At 52.4% G+C, this 20,794-nt stretch carries 15 protein-coding genes; 12 read left to right on the forward strand and 3 right to left on the reverse strand.

Going from position 1 to position 20,794, the window contains the following annotated elements; all coding sequences use genetic code 11:
* Window positions 1–208: 208 nt before the first annotated feature.
* The 4 genes from AC52PS_RS12830 to AC52PS_RS12845 all read left to right on the forward strand — a co-directional run bounded on the left by AC52PS_RS12830 (window position 209) and on the right by AC52PS_RS12845 (window position 8,297).
* A complete protein-coding gene (locus tag AC52PS_RS12830) occupies window positions 209–3,391 on the forward strand; it encodes a FlgD immunoglobulin-like domain containing protein (protein ID WP_495563468.1) in 3,183 nt (1,060 codons plus the stop codon).
* A gap of 149 nt (window positions 3,392–3,540) precedes the next feature.
* The gene (locus tag AC52PS_RS12835; RefSeq protein ID WP_495563469.1) at window positions 3,541–4,113 is read left to right on the forward strand and encodes a DJ-1 family glyoxalase III; all 573 of its coding nucleotides are present in this window, start codon (window positions 3,541–3,543) and stop codon (window positions 4,111–4,113) included.
* 158 nt (window positions 4,114–4,271) lie between these two features.
* Window positions 4,272–6,017, forward strand: coding sequence for a hypothetical protein (locus AC52PS_RS12840; protein WP_495563470.1), 1,746 nt, complete (start codon window positions 4,272–4,274; stop codon window positions 6,015–6,017).
* Between the two features lie 99 nt (window positions 6,018–6,116).
* On the forward strand, window positions 6,117–8,297 hold the full coding sequence (locus AC52PS_RS12845) for a bacteriohemerythrin (protein WP_495563471.1): 2,181 nt from the start codon (window positions 6,117–6,119) through the stop codon (window positions 8,295–8,297).
* Here the strand turns inward: AC52PS_RS12845 and mgtE are convergent.
* Window positions 8,275–9,618 (reverse strand): magnesium transporter, encoded by a 1,344-nt coding sequence (gene mgtE / locus AC52PS_RS12850; RefSeq protein WP_495563472.1) that lies wholly within the window; start codon window positions 9,616–9,618, stop codon window positions 8,275–8,277. The genes AC52PS_RS12845 and mgtE overlap by 23 nt on opposite strands.
* Before the next feature lie 35 nt (window positions 9,619–9,653).
* Window positions 9,654–10,592: a UDP-N-acetylmuramate dehydrogenase gene (gene murB, locus AC52PS_RS12855; RefSeq protein ID WP_495563473.1), complete on the reverse strand. Its 939-nt coding sequence runs from the start codon at window positions 10,590–10,592 to the stop codon at window positions 9,654–9,656.
* Between the two features lie 35 nt (window positions 10,593–10,627).
* On the opposite strand from murB, the gene cysS reads away from it, so the two are divergent.
* The 6 genes from cysS (at window position 10,628) to glyA (ending at window position 17,218) form a co-directional block, all read left to right on the forward strand.
* Window positions 10,628–12,073 (forward strand): cysteine--tRNA ligase, encoded by a 1,446-nt coding sequence (gene cysS / locus AC52PS_RS12860; RefSeq protein WP_495563474.1) that lies wholly within the window; start codon window positions 10,628–10,630, stop codon window positions 12,071–12,073.
* Between the two features lie 24 nt (window positions 12,074–12,097).
* Window positions 12,098–12,625: an RNA polymerase sigma factor gene (locus AC52PS_RS12865; protein WP_495563475.1), complete on the forward strand. Its 528-nt coding sequence runs from the start codon at window positions 12,098–12,100 to the stop codon at window positions 12,623–12,625.
* Window positions 12,615–13,535, forward strand: coding sequence for a hypothetical protein (locus tag AC52PS_RS12870; RefSeq protein WP_495563476.1), 921 nt, complete (start codon window positions 12,615–12,617; stop codon window positions 13,533–13,535). The genes AC52PS_RS12865 and AC52PS_RS12870 overlap by 11 nt, the downstream gene beginning before the upstream one ends.
* Window positions 13,532–14,167, forward strand: a complete 636-nt coding sequence (locus AC52PS_RS12875; RefSeq protein ID WP_495563477.1) for a hypothetical protein — start codon at window positions 13,532–13,534, stop codon at window positions 14,165–14,167. Before AC52PS_RS12870 ends, AC52PS_RS12875 begins: the two co-directional genes overlap by 4 nt.
* Window positions 14,168–14,178: 11 nt before the next feature.
* Entirely contained in the window at window positions 14,179–15,873 is a 1,695-nt protein-coding gene (locus tag AC52PS_RS12880) for a hypothetical protein (protein ID WP_495563478.1), read from the forward strand.
* A gap of 67 nt (window positions 15,874–15,940) precedes the next feature.
* Window positions 15,941–17,218, forward strand: coding sequence for a serine hydroxymethyltransferase (gene glyA / locus AC52PS_RS12885; protein WP_495563486.1), 1,278 nt, complete (start codon window positions 15,941–15,943; stop codon window positions 17,216–17,218).
* A 199-nt stretch (window positions 17,219–17,417) separates the two neighbouring features.
* On the opposite strand, the gene AC52PS_RS12890 is transcribed toward glyA, so the two are convergent.
* The gene (locus AC52PS_RS12890; RefSeq protein ID WP_495563479.1) at window positions 17,418–18,455 is read right to left on the reverse strand and encodes an oxidoreductase; all 1,038 of its coding nucleotides are present in this window, start codon (window positions 18,453–18,455) and stop codon (window positions 17,418–17,420) included.
* 205 nt (window positions 18,456–18,660) lie between these two features.
* On the opposite strand from AC52PS_RS12890, the gene AC52PS_RS12895 reads away from it, so the two are divergent.
* A complete protein-coding gene (locus AC52PS_RS12895) occupies window positions 18,661–19,890 on the forward strand; it encodes a Crp/Fnr family transcriptional regulator (RefSeq protein ID WP_495563480.1) in 1,230 nt (409 codons plus the stop codon).
* A 57-nt stretch (window positions 19,891–19,947) separates the two neighbouring features.
* Window positions 19,948–20,775: a TrkA C-terminal domain-containing protein gene (locus tag AC52PS_RS12900; RefSeq protein WP_495563481.1), complete on the forward strand. Its 828-nt coding sequence runs from the start codon at window positions 19,948–19,950 to the stop codon at window positions 20,773–20,775.
* Window positions 20,776–20,794: the final 19 nt, after the last annotated feature.

Raw genomic sequence — 20,794 nt, forward strand, 5'->3', positions numbered from 1 at the left:
TTTACGGCCCGGGTTCGGTATCATATACCCAAATCCATTGTCCATCATCATATTAGAATTTGCAATTAATCACGGTTTTTATCGTGAATTAAGGTAAAATCTCACAAAGACCGGGTATATGGTGATATATTTTAGAGGGGCAGTTTCGGAAATCTTCGATTTTCGGTACGCCCGTTCTCAAGTTGAGGAGTATTAAGGAGTGATCTATATGAAACGTATACTGAGTGCCATTTTTTTGATGCTGATATTTTCCGCATCAATTTTTGCAGGGGGAGGTCAGGAGACTGAAACGGAAATTTTTCTCAGTCAACCGCCCCGTTACATCAGTCCAGGTAATCCGGAAACAGGTAAGGATACTCTCCAAATAGAGAACATCCAAATTACCATTCAGGATAATGCGGCAATCCAGCGCTATGAGCTGCGTATCTATAATAAGCGCGGTGAGGTGATCTACTCGGTGGCCGAGGAGAATCTGGAAGGGAGAGGCTTCGTAGGCGAATTGCTCAACGTGGGGGAAATACCTTCAGTTGCCGTGCCTGAGACCATGAGCTGGGACGGCAGGGACAACGAGGGAAACACCGTACCCGACGGAGAGTATTTTTATCAGCTGTATGTCCGGGATTCCTTCGATAAACTTGCTTCCACCGCCCCCCTTTCGGTGGTTGTGGATACCCGTCCTCCGGAAATTGTTGAGCTTGAACCGGAAATCCTCATTTTTTCACCCAACAATGACGGTAAGCGCGACAGCATCAGCTTCGATATCCGAACCGGAACCGCGGAACGCTGGGAGCTTGAGGTTCTCAACTCAGCGGGAGATACGGTGATCGATCAGACCCGTGAATCTGAAGGGGATACCGCAGCAAGCGATATTCTTGCTCCTTCCAAGTTCAGCTGGGACGGAAACGATCCTTCGGGGACCCTCCAGAACGAGGGAGACTATGAATTCAGACTCATCGGTACAGACCGGGCGGGAAACAGCGTGGAAGAGAGTATAGAGTTTGTTCTCAGCTACGCTGCGGCGAATGTGGAAATGAGCATAGCCGGTGAAAACCCGTATTTTTCCCGCTTTCAACGGGAAGCCCTTGATTTCCTCATCAGTATTAATGAGACAGACGGTCTGGAAAGCTGGAAGCTCGAAATAGAAGATGATGAAGGAATTGTATACCGCCGTTTCGCAGGCGATGCTTCCAATGTTCCCAACAGTATTTCCTTTGACGGGACGGGAAACCCCGGAAGACCGGAAGCCGGGTCAGTACCCCTGGATGACGGAACCTATGAAGCGGTTTTTTCCGTATCGTATGAAAACGGCAACCTGTCCAAATCAGAGGCCGTGGATGTAATTATGGACAGCACGGCTCCAAATGCCAGTCTGTCCGCCGACTCCGCTCCCGAGGGCAGAGAACTGGGTAACCCCATCTATTTCGGCGGAGAAGCCAAGCCCTATCTGGCCATCGACGCCCAGTATGAAGAGGGCGTGGACTGGGAACTGGTACTTGAAGACAGTGAGGAAAACCAGACAGTGGTTGCCCTGGAAGAAATTCTGAATGCGGGAATTGATTTTCCGTTCAACTGGGACGGTACCAATCCCCTTACGGGAAATGAAATTGCCGACGGAAACTATCAGCTGTATCTGAGAGCCACCGATCAGGCCGGTAATCAGGGACTCTCAGATGTGGCGAGGTTTATTAAAGACACCACCAGCCGGGCGGCTACGTCTATTCAATTGTCCGGAACTATTCTCGCACCGGGCGGGGATGCAGGCTACGAAGTTGTACGGATTACGCCCCAGGTTCCCGTTACCGAGGGAATTGAATACTTTGTACTCACAATTGTGAACAGTGAAGACGGCCGGCCCTACTTCACCCGCCAGGTGAGGGAAGTGATTCCCTATATTGAATGGGCGGGTGTGCGAAACAACAATCAGAGCGTACCCGACGGCGACTACTTTGTGGAAATGAACATTATGTATCTTAACGGTGATAATCCCTTTGTCCGCAGCGATGAGGCCATTGAAGTGGGCAGAGACCGACCCGAGGTTACCGCCGACGTGGACCGGAGGCTCTTCACCCCCAACGATGACGGAGACCGGGATACCATCTCAATTACCCAGGAATCCAGCGAACAGGATATCTGGACCGGTACCTTCACCAACGAGGACGGCGAGGTTGTCAAAACCCTCACATGGGAAGGTCAGGTTGAAGATTTTGTCTGGGACGGAACCGGTGAAGACGGTGAAGTGCTCCCAGACGGATTCTACACCTACACGGTGAGCGCCGAAAACAAGTTCGGCAACATTGGAAGCGCAAAGCTGGTGAATCTGCGTATCGATAATCTCAGCGCAACCATTAGCATCAAGGCTGACGAGGAAGTGTTCAGTCCCAACGGGGACGATTACAAAGACATTGTGACCCTGCTTCCCTCGGTTGCCATACCTGAGAATCTCTTGGCCTGGGAAATTAAACTGACCACCCAGGACGGACTTATCAGCAAAACCTTCCGGGGCGGAAGCAATCTTCCCGAAGAGATCGTCTGGGAAGGGGAGAACGATGCCCGAACCGTACAGGATGGTGAATACACGGTTACCTTCTTTGTGGAATACAAAAACGGGAACTACACCCAGCGGGAGGCGGATGAAACGGTTATTCTCGTTACCAATCCCCCCCAGGGCTATGTAAATCTGGATGATAACGTATTGTTCAGCCCCGACGGTGACGGAAGCAACGACACAGTAACCATCGGTCTGGACGCCAGGGCGGCGGACCGGCCCATTAGCGGCTGGGATGTGGAAATCCTGGATCCTTATGGTAACAGTTTTAAGACCTGGGAAGGCGAGGGTCTGCCTCCGGAACAGCTGGAGTGGAACGGAATAGGAGATAACGGCGAGCTTGTTCAGTCCGCCGCCGATTATACCGTGGTATTCACCCTGGAGGACAATCTGAAAAATACCGGTATCGCCACCGATGTAATTCCTGTGGATATTCTGGTGATTGCCGAAGGGGATCAGTTCAGAATTAATATTCCGTCCATCTATTTTGCAGGATATACGGCGGATCTCTTCGATGTTTCATCCGGTGAACAGCAGCGGAATTTTGAAACCCTGCGGAGGCTTGAATCCATACTCAATAAGTATGGAGAGTACGATATCACCATCGAAGGTCATGCGGTTCAGCTTCTCAGCGGAGCTGCGGCGGAGCGTGAGCAGAGGGAAACCCTTATTCCCCTGAGCCGCCAGAGGGCTTTGGAAGTAAAACAGGCCCTGGCCATTCTTGGTGTTGATTGGGAACGAATGGAGATCAGGGGAGTCGGGGGTGCCGATCCGGTAGTTCCCCATGGTGATCTTGATAACCGCTGGAAGAACCGGAGAGTTGAGTTTATTCTTGACAGGGAATAGGCGGAGTTCTACTCCATAGAATTTACAGCTTAGTATTTGCACATTATTTCCGGGGTTGTCTGAGCATTGATTCAGGCAGCCCCGTTTTTTTCCGGCGGATTTGAATTCCCGCCGTTATCCATATTAGGTTAAAGAAAGGGAGGAGTACTATGAGTAAAAAAGCGTATCTATTTCTTGCAGACGGATTCGAAGAGGTTGAGGCTCTCACCCAGGTAGATTTTCTCCGCCGCAGCGGAATTGATGTTACAACCGTAGCAGTGGGGAAAGAGTTGGGAGAACTGGTATCCGGTGGCCACGGCATCGATGTCCGCCCGGATATGTACATGCATCAGCTGCAGGCGGACAGCAGCGATTATGATGCCCTCATTTTGCCCGGGGGAATGCCCGGAGCGGCCAATCTGGCAGCGGATCAAAACCTCAGAAATTTGCTTATAAAAGGCAATAATGACGGCAAGCTGGTCTGTGCAATCTGTGCGGCCCCGGCCGTTGTATTGGGAAACACCGCCGCGGATATTCTGGGTACCCGAAACTTTACCTGTTATCCCGGTTTCGAAGAACGCACCGACGCCACACACCTTACCCGGCAGCGGGTTGAAATCGACGGCAATCTGATCACCTCCATGGGTGCAGGTACGGCCGCAGAATTTGCCGTTGCCATCATTCGCCGGCTTACCGACGACAACACCGCAGATACCATCCACAGCTCAACCCTTCAGAAATAGGAGCACCGCCCCGGAAGGATCTGCTCCCTCCGGGGATTTGTACATGGCACCCCCTGATTCCCCTATGGACAAATCAGCAGCCGGTTTTTTCCGGTCTGTGATGTGTGAACAGCAAACCAAACACATGTGCCACCCGGGGCAGACTTCCACTTCCTTCTGTGAAACCGCTGATTACCGGAATTGTTGTAATACTCCTGATCTGTCCCATTCCTGTGGGGGAGTTATGGGGTGAACAAGCAGAAGATTCGGGGAGCCTGCTGGAAGCAGATAGGGTTCACAGCAGTCTTGTGAACAGGGTCCGCTCAGGGGATGAAGACCTTTCCTATACGGGGCTGGAGCGCCGGGCATCCTACGGCTCCGGCCGCTTACAATTGGGGTGGATGTTCCTCTTGGTTCCCGCCGAACCTATTCCTGCCCGGGTAAGCGGCGGGACACATCCTTTGGATCTCCCCCCGGGATGGTTTCTCCTGTTTGTGCAAGCCAGCAATACCATGACTGCCACTGCGGCGGCCCAGCTGAGCTATTCGCTCAGCCCCATGAAGGAAGGGAGCTCTGTTTCTCCCCTCTCGGGAGCCATGGCCGTGGGAATTCAGCGTCCCGGGGACCTCTTGCTTCGAATTTCCGCCCCATTTTCCTCGATTTCCGGCAATCTGCTCAGCTCCCCCCTGACCAAGTCCGCCGGCTGGTCCTATCTCAGCTCAGGGGGAAGGCTTCATGGTCTTCCCATGATCTGGACCGGGATACAGGCCTTCCCCGCCGGGGGTGTGGACGATGGTTCAGCCCCGCCCTTCCTGGATATACAGGCTGCCCTATCCCCGGGCAAGGATGTGGGCATCTGCTCTGTGATCCTCAGAGCAGAACGGTCCCTCTCCCAATTCTATTTTGCACCCTCCCTGTTTTCCGCTCAGCGGGATTGGAGCCCGGGAAGCAGCGAAGAAGAGGTCCTCAGCGGTACCCTCCTCTGGAGACCCGGGGACATTCAGCTGCTGAATTGGGCGGTTTTTGCCGGTTGGAAAACCGGAATTCTTCCCCGGGAAAGGGGGAGCACAGCATCCTCTGTGTCCGGTGGTTCTGAATCCGTGGAGCTTTGTTTCGGATTACAGCAGCTGCGCTGGATTAAAGCGGGGAATCTCCCCGGCCCCTTCTCACCCTGGCTGCGGGGAACATGGACTGGGAATGTTTCCTATATTGGCGGGGTGGAGCTGCTATATGATCTGGATGGTTGCCTTAATGTCAGAGAAATGCTGTCCATAGGATTGGAAGGGGATACATGCCGGCGGATCCACCCGTTTTGGGAGCTCACTGGGCAAATGGAGCTGGGCTTGGATGGGCTGTTCACCCTTAGCTCAGACTTCCTCTGTTTCCAGGAGGCCGGGGAGCCGGTGCAGTTAGGCATCACTTCGGTGGCCGGAAAAATTGACTGGGGTGCATTTTCCAGCGGTGGGAGGTGGCGCTTTTCTGAAAATACCGAACCCCGTAGCCTGGAGCTGGACGCCCATATCCCGCTGAATTCCATATGGAATATTCAATGTGGGGTTCGGTTCGCGCCGGGACAGGATGATTCCTTGTACCCCTGTGCCGTCACTAGCGCCGTATCTTTTCGGAGGGCCAGGGGGCTTCCGGCGCTGAGTTGCAAACTGAAGCTGGCATTGAAGCATGAATCCCCCGGGACTCCTGTATCTCCTTTTTCCCTGATGCTGGACGGATCGTTCACCACCAAAATTGTCCTGCGGCAGCGGGGTGCGGATATGAACATTGAGATGAACATGTCCCTTCCACCAGATATGTATCTGGACCGTCTGCTTTACTCTCCGGAGTTTCATCACCTGCAGGAAATGAGCGGCATGCCCCGATTCGATTTCTCTGTGGGCTTGGATTCGGTCCGGCAGTCCGCCTCACATTAGAGATACTGGTGCTTGAAAAATTACCTTCTTTTATCGATGATATTAGTACAGTAAAAATTTGTCCTGCGCTATTGGTGGACCCTTGGGGAGTTATATATTATGACAGTTCTGGTTCTTGTTCTTCTGGCAGCCCTTCTGCTTGAATCCGTTTTTTTATTTTTGGTGCTACGTATATTCCGCCGGGGTCCCAGGAGAATTCTTGAACTTACGGAACATTACCGGAAGGGCAAGCTGGATGCCGTCATCCCCGCCGGGGCCGATGGCAGGATGGGAAAACATATCCGGAAAGTGGGAGATATCTTCCAGGCAACCCGCAGTTTTTTCCGGGATATTCAGCTGGCAATTCAAAAAAGCGAACGTTCTGGCACCCGGCTGAGCAGAAATATTCAGAAAACTCTGAAATCCACAGCAGAGGTTGTCAGCACCGCCGGGGGAACGGCGGATATTGCCAGCAAGCTCTCCATGGAGGTGAGTAACGGATCTGCTGCGGTGGAACAGATAGATGCCACCATCGGCAGTTTGAAGGAACAGCTCATCAACCAGGATTCCAACATTCAGCAGGTAGCCAATTCGTTTCAGCACATCAATGATCGAATCCGGGAAGTTTCAGACATTTCTTCCCGCCGGAGTGAACATATTCAGGAGTTGGTTTCTGTTACCGCCCGGGGAAGTGAAAAGATCCATGATACCGATGAAGAGATCAGCTCTATTGAGCTGAAGATTAACGATGTAATGGAATTGATAACCGTTATCAACGATATCGCATCCACTACGAATCTGCTTTCCATGAACGCCGCAATCGAAGCCGCACATGCCGGTGATGCAGGCAGGGGATTCGCGGTTGTGGCCGAAGAGATCAGGAAGCTGGCGGAATCAACCGCGGAAAATGCCGGATCCATCGGCGAGACCCTGGCAGGATTGGGAGAACAAATCAAACGGGCTTCACGTCTGAGTGAAGAAAGCGGCTCTGCATTCAACGATATCGAACAGGGCGTCCATGAAATCAGTCATGCCCTTGAAGACATTAACCATCAGACCAGCGAAGTGTTCAGCAACACCCAGGAAGTAGTGGGGGTAACCACAGAACTGCAGAATATCAGCAGAAATACCACTCTGAGCATGGATGAAATGGCCTACGCCTCCCGTGAAATCACCACGATCCTTGAAAATTCCAACGACGTGGCCTACGGGCTGGATGAAAGCATGGCCCTTCTGAATAAAAACGCCCGGGAAATCAATCTGGGAATGACCAAAATCTCCTCCAGCTTTATGGATTTTAACAAAACCTACGGTGGAATTATTTCCCGGCTTCGCCGCTTTGAATATTCGGGCCTGGGGGGCAGCGCCGGAAAGAAGGACGGAAAGAACGCCGGACAAGAACAAAGCGCCGGACAAAAAGACGGACAGCAGGAGGATGCAACCCTGAAGCGGCTGGAGTTTTCCAACCTCATTCTGTCCCATATTAATCTGGTCGCTTCCTGCCGGGCGGTGATCGACGGAACCATGGATCCCGCTGCCGTTTCTCTTGAGGACCCCCATGCATGCGAACTGGGAAGATGGCTGGATGCCGCCGGCTCCACGGCAGACGGTTCCGGTACCGCCGGCGCACCGGCAGAAGGGTCCGGCACGGCGGGCTCCACGGCAGACCAGACCAGAACGAACGGCTCCGGATGGGTTCTCCCGGCCCGGAAACAACGTCTCCTTGAGGAGTATCACCGGAAATTTCACCACAGGATTACAGAGATTCTTGGATCGCTGAAGGAAGGGGATTCCCGGAAGGCTAACGAATTGTTTAGCTCACTGAATCAGAGTTCCGGTGAAATTGTGCAGATTCTCATGACCATAGGGTATGATCAGTATGTGAGCTGGACGCCGGAATTGTCCGTCTCCGTGCAGGAGTTTGACAAACAGCATCAGGTGCTCATCGGGCTGATCCAGAAACTCTATGCTGCAATGGAAAACGGGTCGGGTGATGAGCTATCCATCCAGATCGTAAAGGAGCTGATCGATTATACCGATTATCACTTCGCAATCGAAGAGGAGAATTTTCGTATACACGGCTATCCCCACGCTGAAGCCCACATTCAGGAACATCAATCTCTTTTACAAAAAGCCCGGGAGCTGTATAACGGATTAAAACAGGGGCGCACGGTTCTGAGCAATGAGATTTTGGATTTCCTACAGGATTGGGTGATGAATCATATTATGAAGACTGACGTACAATACTCGGGCTTTTTCCAAAACCGGAAAATTCAGGTCAAAGACCCAGCAGCATCTTAGCAGTGAAGGTGTAGATACTTAAGCCGGTTACATCGATCACCGTGGACATCAGGGGACCTGCGATAACCGTGGGGTCCCACCCCAGTTTGTGAATCAAGAGGGGCGCCACGGCACCGATAATGGTTGAGAAGAGCACCACAAATATCAGACTGAGACCGATTACCAGCCCTTCAAACCATGCAATCCCCGGGGGTAAGTATACCGAGCGGAGGATTATCACTCCCCCCAGTATGACACCCATAAAAACTCCCACCAGGAACTCTTTCAGCACCACCTTCCCCATATCGGCAAAGTCCACATGACCCATGGCGATCCCCCGGATCATAAGTGTGGAACTTTGCGTTCCGCTGTTTCCTCCGGTTTGGGTAATTACAGGAATAAACAGCACCAGAAATGCCGCCGCCGAGAGAATGTCATCGGTGAGGGCCAGTACGTTGGTGGTAATGGTTCCGGTGAGAAGCAGGAGAATGAGCCAGGGGATGCGTTTTTTGATGAGTCGGAAGATCCCCGTTTCAAGGTAGATATCCGACAAACCATCCATCGCTCCCATTTTGTATATATCTTCGGTTTGTTCTTCACGAATAACATCTATGACATCATCGAAGGTGATAATTCCCAGCAGACGGTTATAGCGGTCGGTTACCGGCAGGGCAATGAAGTCGTAGTCCTCAAGGATCCGGGCCACCTCTTCCTGGTCGGTGTCTTCCTGAACGGAGATCACGTTGGTGCTCATTTTATTGCCGATCACTTCGGCGTTGTTGGAGAACAGAATTTCCCTCAGGGAAATTACTCCCTGGATGCGCTGGAGCTGATCCACCACGTATACATAATAGATAGTCTCTATATCATCCACGCCCTGGCGGATGAAGTGGATTGCCTGTTCCACGGTGATATTGGAGCGAAGGGCAATGTACCTGGGAGTCATAAGACCGGCGGCATCGTCGCTGTCGAACTTCAGCAGGAACTGGGTCTCCCGCCGGGCTTCTTCGCTGAGGCTCTTCCATACCGAACTGCGTACGTCGTGGCTCACCGCCTGAATAATATCCGCCAGGTCATCCGGCTCAATTTCGTCCAGCAACTCCCGAATTTTTTCCAGGGAGAGGCTTTTCAGCAGCCACTCCTGTTCGGATTCGGAGAGATGGGTGATCAATTCAACCTTCTGGTCAAGCTGGAGGAGCAGAAAGATCTCCATGGCCTCGTCTTCACCCATCTCCTGCCAGAGATCCAGCATTTCGCTCAGGGAGAGATGGTTCAGCTCTTCCTTGAGCAGGTCCCGGTGCATGAGATCCAGATGTTCACGGATGTTGTCGATGTTGCTCATGAACTCCTCCTGTTCTCCCGGGGCCTTCTCTCATCCTAATCCCATTCGCCCACTTTGAGAACCTCGGGTTCTAGCAGAAATCCTAGCTCCCGGTGAACCCGGCTTTGAACCCGGTCGATGATCTGTGCAATATCCGATGCCCGGGCAGTTCCCGTATTAATAATGATGTTGGCGTGCTGATCTGAAATTTTCGCCCCGCCCACCTGAAGGCCCCGCATGTTCAGGCTGTCGATCAGTTTGCCCGAAGGAGCCCCGAAGTCCCGGTTGTTTTTAAACACACTGCCTGCGCAGGGGGCGGCGAAATGCCCTTTGCTTCGCCTGTCATTCTCAAGTTCCTTCATACGGGTCCACAATGGGGTGCCGGCTGCGGGTCTGAGCCGGTACGCACTTTCAAGGATTATCCAGGGCTTGGTCTGAAAGGGGGTTTTTTTGTATGCAAAATCACCCTCCCGGGTATTCATTCCGGGAATCAGACGCTGTACGCCCCGCTCGGGATGATCTCCGTCTATATAGTCCACCCATTCCAGGATTTCAGATATCTCGCCGCCGTAGCAGCGGGCATTCATCCACACCGCGCCTCCGGTGCTGCCGGGCATTGCGTAGATGAAATCCAGCCCCTCAAGATTATGATCCGCTGCGAAGGCGGCGGCGTCGCTGATCTGTGAACCCGGCCCGGCAATGAGAAGCTCCTCCTCAACCCGGATGCCGTCCATGGAGGAGGTGGCAATAACCAGTCCCCGTACGCCCTTATCGGAGACAAGGATGTTCGCTCCTCCGCCCAGAATCATCCAGGGAACCGAGCTCTGCTGTGCCCAGCGTATGAGTGTGATAATATCGTCCCGCTGTTTGGGGAAGGCAAGGATATCCGCCGGTCCCCCCACCTGAAATGTGGTGAAATCTTTCAGGCTGCGGTTGAATTCCACCTTAGCGCTTATGTTGATATTTTTGATGCTATGCAATATTGTTGTATCCACGTCGCAAGTATACCTGTGGGGAGAAAATTACAGAAGTGGCTGACAAAAAAACAATACTGAATCTGTACAATACGGCATCCCGTTCCAAAGAACCTCTGGAAGTTTCTGATAACCTGGTGAAAATGTATGCCTGCGGACCCACGGTGTATAATTATGCCCATATCGGCAACCTGAAAACCTATATAGTGGAAGATGTACTCCGGCGAAGCCTGAAATATTTAGGTTACCGGGTGAAACACGTAATGAATATTACCGATGTGGGACATCTCACCGACGACAACGATCACGGTGAAGACAAGATGGTGAAAAGCGCCCGGGAGCAGCAGAAAAGCGTCTGGGATATTGCCGAGCACTACACCCGGGCATTCATGAACGATACCCGCCTGCTCAACATAGAGGAACCTGAGGTTGTGTGCAAAGCCACCGATCACATCGGCGATATGATCGGCATGGTGGAGACCCTGGAAGAGAAGGGCTACGCATACCTTGCTGAAGGAAACGTATATTTCGATATCGCAAAATTCCCCGACTATGGAAAGATGGCGAAAATCAAGCTGGACGACCAGCAGGCCGGTGCCCGGGTTGCCCTGGACAGCGGCAAACACAATCCCCACGACTTTGCCCTGTGGTTCACCCGTTCCAAATTCGAGAATCAGGCCATGCTCTGGGACAGCCCCTGGGGAAAAGGGTATCCCGGATGGCACATAGAGTGCTCGGCCATGAGCAGAAAGTATCTGGGTGATCAGTTTGATATTCACTGTGGTGGAACAGATCATATTCCGGTGCACCACACCAACGAGATTGCCCAGAGCGAAGCCGCCGGCGGCAAGAGCCCCTGGGTCCGTTTCTGGTTTCACAGTGCATTTTTGCTGTTCGACAACTCAAAAATGAGCAAATCCAAAGGAACCTTCCTTACCCTGGGAAAGCTGCAGGAATTAGGCTATGATCCCCTGGATTACCGTTTCTTTGTGCTGGGGGCGAATTACCGGACCCAACTTAATTTCAGCGATGAGTCCATGACTGCGGCCCGGACGGCGCGGCATAAACTCCTTGATAAAATCGGCCAACTCCCCCCCTGGAAGCCAGAGTATGCCCAGGGAGATCCGGAGGAGCGCCTGGGAGCCGCCGCAGCCAAAATCCACCACTCTTTCCGGGAGGCCCTGGCCGATGATCTGAACACCCCGAAGGCATTGGCACAGCTGTGGGGATTGCTAAAAGAACCCAACATCCCCAATGAGCAAAAGCTCATCGTCCTTCATGAAATGGACAGAGTGCTGGGGCTTGATCTCACCCATGCCGCGGGTGCACATGCAGAAGCTGATCCCCCGGATGAGAGAATCCGTCAGCTGATTGAAGAACGTCGGGAGGCGCGCAAAGCCCGGAACTTTGCCAGGGCCGATGAAATACGGGACAGTCTGGCGGAAGAAGGTATCACGCTTATTGATTCCCCTGAGGGAACAACATGGAAGAAAAATCTGTAACGAAACACCAGGACCCATTGTTTAATGAATTGGAGCAAAGAACGTAGACAACTGTTCAACGATGTGTATGAGGAGACATTCCCCATACTCATCCGCATCACCTACCGTATCACCAACGATATGGAGGCTGCAGAAGAACTCTGTCATGACGCCTACATCAAATTATACGAACGGCTCGACCAGCTGCCCGATCAGGCTCAGTCCAAATACTGGCTGATACGGGTGGCGAAGAATATGGCGTTGAATTATGCCAAACGCAAGGGCCGGGAACGAAAGGCGTATGAACGGGTGTTGAATGAACCCAAACGGAAATCGGAATCCGGAGAGGATCTGGTTTTAAAGCAGGAAGCCTATGAAGCGGTGCAGGATGCCCTGGGCAAAATTCCGGAAAAATTCCGTGCGGTTCTTGTTCTAAAGGAATATGCAGGTTTGAGTTATCGAGAAATTGCCAAAATTCTGGACATTACAGAAGCAAATGTGAAGGTCCGGGCGTTCCGGGCCCGGGAAAAAATGGCGGCTCTCTTAGATGAGGAGGGTATACATGTCCCTTAATGACGATCTGCTGATGGAAATTCTTGACAATGAAATCCCCGAAGCGTACCGGGATTCCATAGCTGAACAGGTTACCGGCAATCCACTGCTGAACACCCGACTGAAAAACTACCGGAAGCTGCAGCAGCTTATGCATTTTCGGGATACTGAGCTGGATGAACAGATGGATAAAAGCCGGGAACGCTTACGCGACCGGCTCAACCGCAATTTGGATGCCGCCGAGCAGAATAACCGAAGGCCTCACACCCTTCTGGAAGAAAGCACCTGGGCCTTCAGAAGGCGCACTCCCTCTCATAGCGGTTATAACGGAGCGGAATCCCCCAGAGAAGAAAGCAGACGGCAGGATATTTTTCACCGTTGGATACGAGTTCCCGCTCCTGCTGCAGCGGCAGCCCTGGTCATTTTCGCCGCTGCGGTTGCCCTGAACTTCCTTCCCATGGGAAGAGACTCCGGAACTCAAATGGCAGGTGTACAGGACGAGCAGTTTTTTCATATGAATTTGGATAACTATTCGGAGTTTTCAGAGGTGGATCCCAATCTGGTAAATCTCCTTTCAGTGGGGAGCCAGCAGAGCGAACCCCTTGCTCCCGGACCCAGAAGCTCCGGAGTTGACGGTGCCGGGGAAGCCGGCGGACAGGACGGGCAGCAGGGAATCAATCTCCAGATTAACGTACAGGATGTGGAACAGCTGCTCAGACTGCTGGAGGGTACCAGGAATCTCAATGGGAGTATCAGCGAACTGACAATCCAGCTTCCGGAAATTTCTGAATTGGATCTGCTGGGAGAATCCCGTCTCATGCGGGCTGATCCCTCCCGATCCCGAAACACCACAGATGAACCTGATACAGAATCCGGCGGAAGCGGCGCTCCTGAAGATACCGCAGCTGATGCTCAAGGGGAGGCGCAATGACCACTGGGCTGCTACACTCCCGGGTTCTTCTGCTTTCCCTCATCCTCATGCTTGCTTCTCTGCCCCAGATTACGGCCCAACAGGGCGGATCAACCGGGGAAACCGGCGGGGACGGAAATGCCGCTGACAGTCGGGTACAGAACCGCTCCACGGGAGAAGAAGGCAGCAGTACTCTTCCCAGAGATCCCAGTGAAATTCTCAAGGAACTGGAGAACGATGTGCTCAGAGTGTACATCCAGGCCAGAATTCTGGGCAGCGGAGACGATTCGTCCCGGGTAATCTGGAATATGGAAATGGATGAGCTTACAGTACCCGGACGGGGAGTGAAGGTTCGCCTGAACGGTCAAAATCTTGTGGTTGAGGTTGAGTTCACCCCCTACCGCCAGGAAAATCAAACCATCATGCTGGTGGCCCAGGGACAGACCTGGGTGCAGAGCAGCAGCGAAGACAAAATGCGGTATCAGACGAGCCTGAAGAGTATCCCCGTGGATACCGGTGAACCGGTGGTGTTTTATCCACTGGGAGTCGATACCTCCAACGGAAGTTCTGTTAATCTTGAACTGGAGATCACCGTGAGTAACTACCGCCTTTCCGAAAACCAGGCGGGATCCTCCGGCGAATCTGCCGACTGACGGAAGATGCAATGAAATCCCCTCGAAAAATGCTTTTGGTTTTCACCGGTATTGCAGCGGTGACAATTCTCTTCGGACTCAATCTCTTTTTCTTCCTCCGAACTCCTCATTTGGAATCGATTGACCCGGATCAGGCCAGATCCGGTGATATTGTAGTTCTTTCCGGACGTTTTCTGGGAGCCCCGGAACCCGGAAACTCCCTAAATGTGGGAGGGCAGAGGATTACATCATCCTATATTTTGGAATGGGAACGGGATCGCATAAGTTTCCGTATTCCCGAGGGTCTTTCATCCGGGGATGTAATTGTGGAGCTTCCCCAGGGCAGAAGCAACCCCCTTCTGTTTACCAATATTGACAGTATTCCCAGGCCCGTGAATACCGGAGAAAACCCGGAAATTCAGGCAAGCCTCGCTGAAAGCGGAGATGAGAGTCTCTGGCTGGTGAGGGTCACAGGGGTCGATTTCGGAGAACTCAGCTCGGCCGGCTGGTACTGGGATGATATGCCATTGCCCCGATCCCGACGGGTATTTGTCCGTGAAGGAACTGACGAACAATCGGTGCCCGAAGCCGGACAGAGCCCGCCGCCGAAAACCCATGTTGTGGGTATCCATTTGCCTTTGTATGAGTATTTTCCATCCTTTCGCCCTGGGGACCAAGACGGCGGAGATATTGATGATCAGGATATCCGGGAGGAGCTTTCGGCAATTGAGAGCGAGGTATCCCGGCGGCTCAGCTTTTCCCTGGGTTCACTGAACTTCTCCTCGGCGGAAGATGCGATAGATGACCGGAGTGCTCTGTTTCAGCTTCGTAACGGCAACGGCATATGGGAAAACACTCTGTATTCCCGACGGGGCAGGGGCACGGAAGCCGCTGCTTCAGAAGATGAGGCGCTCCTGTATTCCCTCAGTCTTTCCATAGATATTCCCCGTACCGACCCATCTGAATCCCCTGGGGAACTGCCGCCTTCACAGCCCGAGTATATTCTCACCCTTCCTCTTCCGGAAGTGCAGAACCACGGGTATGAGCTGCAGGGGAATTTCCGGGGATATATCCAGGCGCTGCCGTCGGCGGGGAACATACCCGCGTTCAGGCTTCTGCCCGGAGGAATCAGGGAACGGCGCAAAGAGGGGAATCTGATCCTTCACATATACGGGCGGGCTCTCCAGCCCTCAGCCCCTGTGCCGGGGCTCTTGTACGGAAATGATGATTTTTCCCAGGCCGAAGTGTTCCTGCCCCTTTACGAGGAGTATCTCGCCTTCGGCGACCGGCCTCTTCTGGATTCCGATCTCAGGCAGGAGATGCTGAACTCGATAGCTTCCAGCCGGGGGGCTCTTCCTCTTGCGAGAGGCATATACGAATGGCTTAGCCTTCAGGATATGGGGGGGATTGAGGCAATTACCATTTTTATTGATGAATTACGCAGACTTGGCATTCCCGCCCGGGAACGCCGGGGGTATGTGCGGATTCCCGGGGAAACGGGAGCACAGAACGGCGGGTTCAAGGTCACCTCATGGGCGGAGTTTTTCCTCCCCCGATGGGGATGGGTACCTGTGTATCGGGAAGCCCTTCAAGAAGATGCTCCGTTCAGCTCAGTCGGGGCTGAATACCTTCCAGTACCGCTGGGCCAACCCTTTCCCCGGCTGGAAACTCTCAACTCCACAACAGGCACAGGACGGCTGACAACACGGCTGCTCACCCGCCATTGACCCCCAAAGCGGTTTTGACTTATTCTCATGAAAACCCACCCTGAATCTGGAGGTCCTCTTGTCCCGAATAGAAGCATTTGATCCCGAATTATTTGATGTAATTCAGAAAGAAACCCGGCGTCAGCTGGAAAAAATCGAACTAATTGCCAGCGAGAATTTCACATCCCAGGCGGTGCTCGAAGCTGCCGGCAGCGTATTAACCGATAAGTACGCGGAAGGGTATCCCGGTAAGCGCTATTACGGTGGATGTGAGTATGTTGATATGGCCGAGGACCTTGCCCGGGACCGGGTAAAGAAGCTTTATAATGCCGATCATGCAAACGTGCAGCCCCATTCGGGAAGCAGCGCAAATATGGCCGTGTATATGACCCTTTTGAAGCCCGGCGATACCATTCTTGGAATGGATCTGGCTCATGGGGGGCATCTTACCCACGGAGCCGCCGTGAACTTCTCCGGTCAGCTCTATAATATTGTCAGCTACGGAGTATCCAAAGAAAGCGAACAGCTGGATTACGACGAAATCCAGAAACTCGCCCAGACCCATAAACCGAAACTCATCATTGCCGGTGCATCTGCATATCCCCGGGTTATCGATTTCAAACGCTTTCGGGAAATTGCCGACTCCGTTGGAGCGTTCTTTGTCACCGATATGGCCCATATCGCCGGTCTGGTGGCAGCGGGTCTCCACCCCACACCGGTTCCCCACGCCCATTTCACCACCACAACCACCCATAAGACTCTCCGGGGACCCCGGGGCGGACTGATCCTTATCGGGAAGGACGGAGAAAACAGCATGGGAGTGGTGGCGCCTAAGAGCGGCAGGACGAAAAACTGGAGCGAACTGCTGGATTCGGCGGTTATGCCGGGAATTCAGGGCGGACCTCTCATGCACATCATCGCAGCCAAAGCTGTGGCATTCAAGGAAGCTTTGGAACCGGAGTTCAAAACTTATCAGCAGCAGATTCTGGACAACGCCAAAGCGCTGGCATCCCACTTTGCAGAAAAGGGAATTCGGGTGGTATCCGGAGGCACGGAAAATCACCTCATGCTCCTGGATCTCACCGACCTGGGAATCAGCGGAAAGGATGGGGAAAAAATGCTGGATGCGGCGAATATTACCGTGAACAAAAACGGCATTCCCTTCGATACCCGCAGTCCTCTGGTAACCAGCGGTATTCGTGTGGGTACTCCCGCAGTAACCAGCAGAGGTATGAAAGAAGATGATGTTCGGCAGGTGGGAGACTTTATTATAGAAGTGCTGAAGAGCAAGGGCGATGATAAGGTAATCTCCAAAGTTGCGGGAGAGGTTGCCGCCTTCACCTCCAAATTTCCCCGCAGGAGCTAAACCTCCCGCAGAAACTCAGCCATGGATGCCTGTTCGCTCAGGCATCCTCCTGTCACTTCATAGCTCACTCCCCGGCCATATTTCATTCACATGCCGGGGCCCGATCCTGAGTCATGGCTCATTCAAAGGCCATGGCCTATTTCTTGTCTAAGATATATTTCTTGGCCATGGCCCATTTCCGGGGCGGAAAACGAGGAGCCTATTTTACATAGAGTCTTTTCCCCCGCGTTGAGCTTTTCCTGGCCAGTTCGATAACCTTAATCACTTCAGCAGCCTCCCCCGCATCAACCGGGGGTTCTGAGCTTCCCTGTATGGCCGATGCAAGGGTGGAGTAAAAATCCTGATATCTTCCCCGGGCTGTGGGGATTACCATAGGAGTGCTTCCCTCCGGTGCAGGATAGTAGGTTCCGAAATGATCGTCTTCCTCCCCGCCGAACCCCGTGTCGGTGTGGTTCTTTCCGGCTTTGAGCTGATCCTCCTGGGGATCAAGGTGATATTTAATGTAGCTCCCCGTATCACCGTGGATGGCGAAGCGGGGAACCGGTGCATTCACCAACACGGATATATGCAGCTCAGCCCGGAATTTCCGGTATCCGAGAAGAATATGAACAAAATCGTCTGTTTCCGCTCCATCCCGCTGGCGGGCAACATCGGCCTGAACCCATAGCGGACTGCCGAACAGATGAATCATCTGGTCAATCAGATGGGATCCTAGGTCATACAGCAGTCCTGAGCCCGGAACATCTTTTTCTCTCCAGCGGTCCCGAACATTGGGACGGAACCGGTCGTAGTGGCTTTCCACATGACTGAGATTGCCGAATTTTCCCTGCTCCAAAAGCTCTTTGATGGTGAGAATATCACCGTCCCAACGCCGGTTGTGAAACACGGTGAGAATCTTTCCCTGCTTTGCCGCAGTTTTCAGCAGCTTCAATGACTCACGGTAGGTGATGGTAAACGGTTTTTCCACCACCACATGTTTTCCCGCCTCAAGAGCCCGTTTTGCCAGGGGGTAATGGCTTTCGTTGGGGGATGTGATGATCACCAGATCAATATCGACGTCATTAATGAGCTTTTCAGGACCGTCATAGCACATCACAGCGGGATGTTCCTCTGAAAGGATCTCTTTTTTCCGAGTTGATATACCTCTTAGGGAATACTCGTGCATATTCAGCAAAAAGGGCAGGTGAAAAGTCTTTGCAGACATGCCGTATCCAATAATTCCTGTGCGAATCGCCATACAACCTCCGGATAATGAGATATAATAATCTCAGGGAGATGTGGAATGGTCAAGGATTCTGCCGGCAGATTGACGCAGGCTTTTCTCATCCCCTATACTATTTCTATGCGAACTGTTCGTTTTTGACCCGCAGGGACAGTTCTCACGGATACATGTAAACTTTGAACCTGGATGAGTTGCGGGAATGCCAGGCCTGGGACGGATTATGAGCAACCCACTTCAGTTATCAATGGTCTCCTTCAAGCAGGGCGCATATATCATTGTTGAAGGCAAGCAGAATGCCAACCAGTTTTTTATTATTCGTTCCGGTAAAGTCCGGCTGAGTAAAGAAGTTGAAATTGTGGCCGAAGAAGGAGGCAATGTCCTCACCCCCGGAGATTTTTTCGGCGTTGTTTCCACCATGAGCAGCCACAGTCACATTGAAACCGCACAGGCGCTGACTGATGTGAACCTGATTTCGGTAAGCAGGGATAATTACGGACTTTTAATAGAAAAAAACACTCCTGTTGCCATGAAGATCATCGAGTCTTTCTCCCGCCGGATGCGTTACCTGGATGAAGCTCTTACCCGACTTACCCAGCAGAGTGTTGACGGTCAGGCAGGGCAGGATCATCTGTTCGAAGTAGCCGAGTATTACATTAAGCAGAACCAGTACAACCAGGCCTATTTTGCCTACCACCAGTATTTCCGTTTTAACCCCCAGGGACCCAAGGTCGATCAGGCCAAACAACGGATGGCGAAGATCAAGCCATACCAGAAAGCAGTGTATCTGGACGAGGACGAACAGGAGTTCAACCGTCTGTATCCGAAAGACACCATGATCTTCACCGAAAACATGCCCGGACAACAGCTCTACATTATTCAGAAAGGGCAGGTGAAAATCACCAAAATAATGAACGATAACGAAGTGCTTCTCGCGGTACTCAAACCCGGGGATATTTTCGGAGAGATGAGTCTATTGGAGCACAAGCCCAGATCGGCCTCGGCAATTGCCCATGAAGAATCGGTGCTTCTGGCGGTAAACCGGGAAAATTTCACCACCATGGTAAAATCTCAGCCGCAGATAATCAGTAAGATCACCACCCTCATGTCCGAGCGGATCTGGTTCATATACAAGCAGCTTGCCAATACCCTGCTGGATAATCCGGTGGGTAAGCTTTACGATGCCCTGCTTATTCAACTGGAAAAAAACCGGGTGGAGATTCGGACCGGAGAAGCCTATTCCTTTGATTTCGGAACCAAGGAACTGATTCACATGGTCGGACTCAATCAGCTGGAAGGAAATAAAGCCGTCGCCGAGCTTCTGAAAAATAAACGCTTCAAAGCTATGGACAATAAGATCTATTGTGCCGATATTGATGAGATCAAAAAGCAGGCGGAATATTACCGAAAGATGCAGCGCATTGCCAGAAAGCGCGATAAGTCCGGGCGATAGAATCGGGTAATACTTCCCCCTCTTATATTCCCATAGCACAGGGCAGGACTGGTATAGATGGCAGCGGCGATTTCTTTTCTGATCATTCTTATTATCTCTCTCATAATTGTAAAAATCGCGGCCATCATGCTCCGTCTTACCGGCCTCTCGGACGATATGGCCAAATTTCAGGCCAGGAGTGCGTTTACCGGCACCGGTTTTACCACCACCGAATCGGAATCAATTGCCAAGCATCCTGTGCGTCGGAGAATCATTCAGAATCTTATGCTCTTGGGGAATGTGGGGATCGTTTCATTTATGTCCACCCTTATTCTTACCTTTACTTCGGTCACCGATCAGCGGGATACCCTGGTTAAGTCGGGAATTCTGGGCGGCGGCATTCTTGTGCTGATTATCATTAGCAGGACGGGAATAGTTGACTGGATGCTCTCGGGAATGATCACCAGTTTCCAGAAACGATTTACCCGGGTCTATGCCAAAGACTATGATAATCTTCTCTTTCTGGACGGGGATTATGAAGTTGTTAAATTCCACCTGAAAGAGGATTCCTGGCTGGTGAATAAAAGCATGCTGGAATTGCGCCTTATTGATGAGGGAATTCTGGTGCTGGGCATACGACGGGACGATGGCTATTATGTGGCCGCACCCCGGGGTGAGACCCATCTGTATACCGGCGACGAAATTATCATCTACGGCAGGGAGGAAGCGTTGAAGGATCTCTCTATCCGGGGATCCGGAGATGCGGGAGATCGGGAGCACCTCATTATGGTGGAGCAGCAGCGAAAGCGCGAAGGCAGAGGACCGGAAAAACTGAGAGCTGCACAACGTGCCGCAGAAGCGGTGCGAAAATCCAGAGGCGTTTTTGGAAAAATGTTTCGCCGTTAGCTGGCAGCCGTCGTTCTTA

The organism is Salinispira sp. (assembly GCF_059431795.1).

Coding starts and splice junctions, on each gene's coding strand:
- AC52PS_RS12830 (WP_495563468.1), top strand. CDS start 209: ATGAAACGTATACTGAGTGCCATTTTTTTGATGCTGATATTTTCCGCA.
- AC52PS_RS12835 (WP_495563469.1), top strand. CDS start 3,541: ATGAGTAAAAAAGCGTATCTATTTCTTGCAGACGGATTCGAAGAGGTT.
- AC52PS_RS12845 (WP_495563471.1), top strand. CDS start 6,117: ATGACAGTTCTGGTTCTTGTTCTTCTGGCAGCCCTTCTGCTTGAATCC.
- mgtE (WP_495563472.1), bottom strand. CDS start 9,618: ATGAGCAACATCGACAACATCCGTGAACATCTGGATCTCATGCACCGG.
- AC52PS_RS12865 (WP_495563475.1), top strand. CDS start 12,098: ATGAATTGGAGCAAAGAACGTAGACAACTGTTCAACGATGTGTATGAG.
- AC52PS_RS12870 (WP_495563476.1), top strand. CDS start 12,615: ATGTCCCTTAATGACGATCTGCTGATGGAAATTCTTGACAATGAAATC.
- AC52PS_RS12875 (WP_495563477.1), top strand. CDS start 13,532: ATGACCACTGGGCTGCTACACTCCCGGGTTCTTCTGCTTTCCCTCATC.
- AC52PS_RS12880 (WP_495563478.1), top strand. CDS start 14,179: ATGAAATCCCCTCGAAAAATGCTTTTGGTTTTCACCGGTATTGCAGCG.
- AC52PS_RS12890 (WP_495563479.1), bottom strand. CDS start 18,455: ATGGCGATTCGCACAGGAATTATTGGATACGGCATGTCTGCAAAGACT.
- AC52PS_RS12895 (WP_495563480.1), top strand. CDS start 18,661: ATGAGCAACCCACTTCAGTTATCAATGGTCTCCTTCAAGCAGGGCGCA.
- AC52PS_RS12900 (WP_495563481.1), top strand. CDS start 19,948: ATGGCAGCGGCGATTTCTTTTCTGATCATTCTTATTATCTCTCTCATA.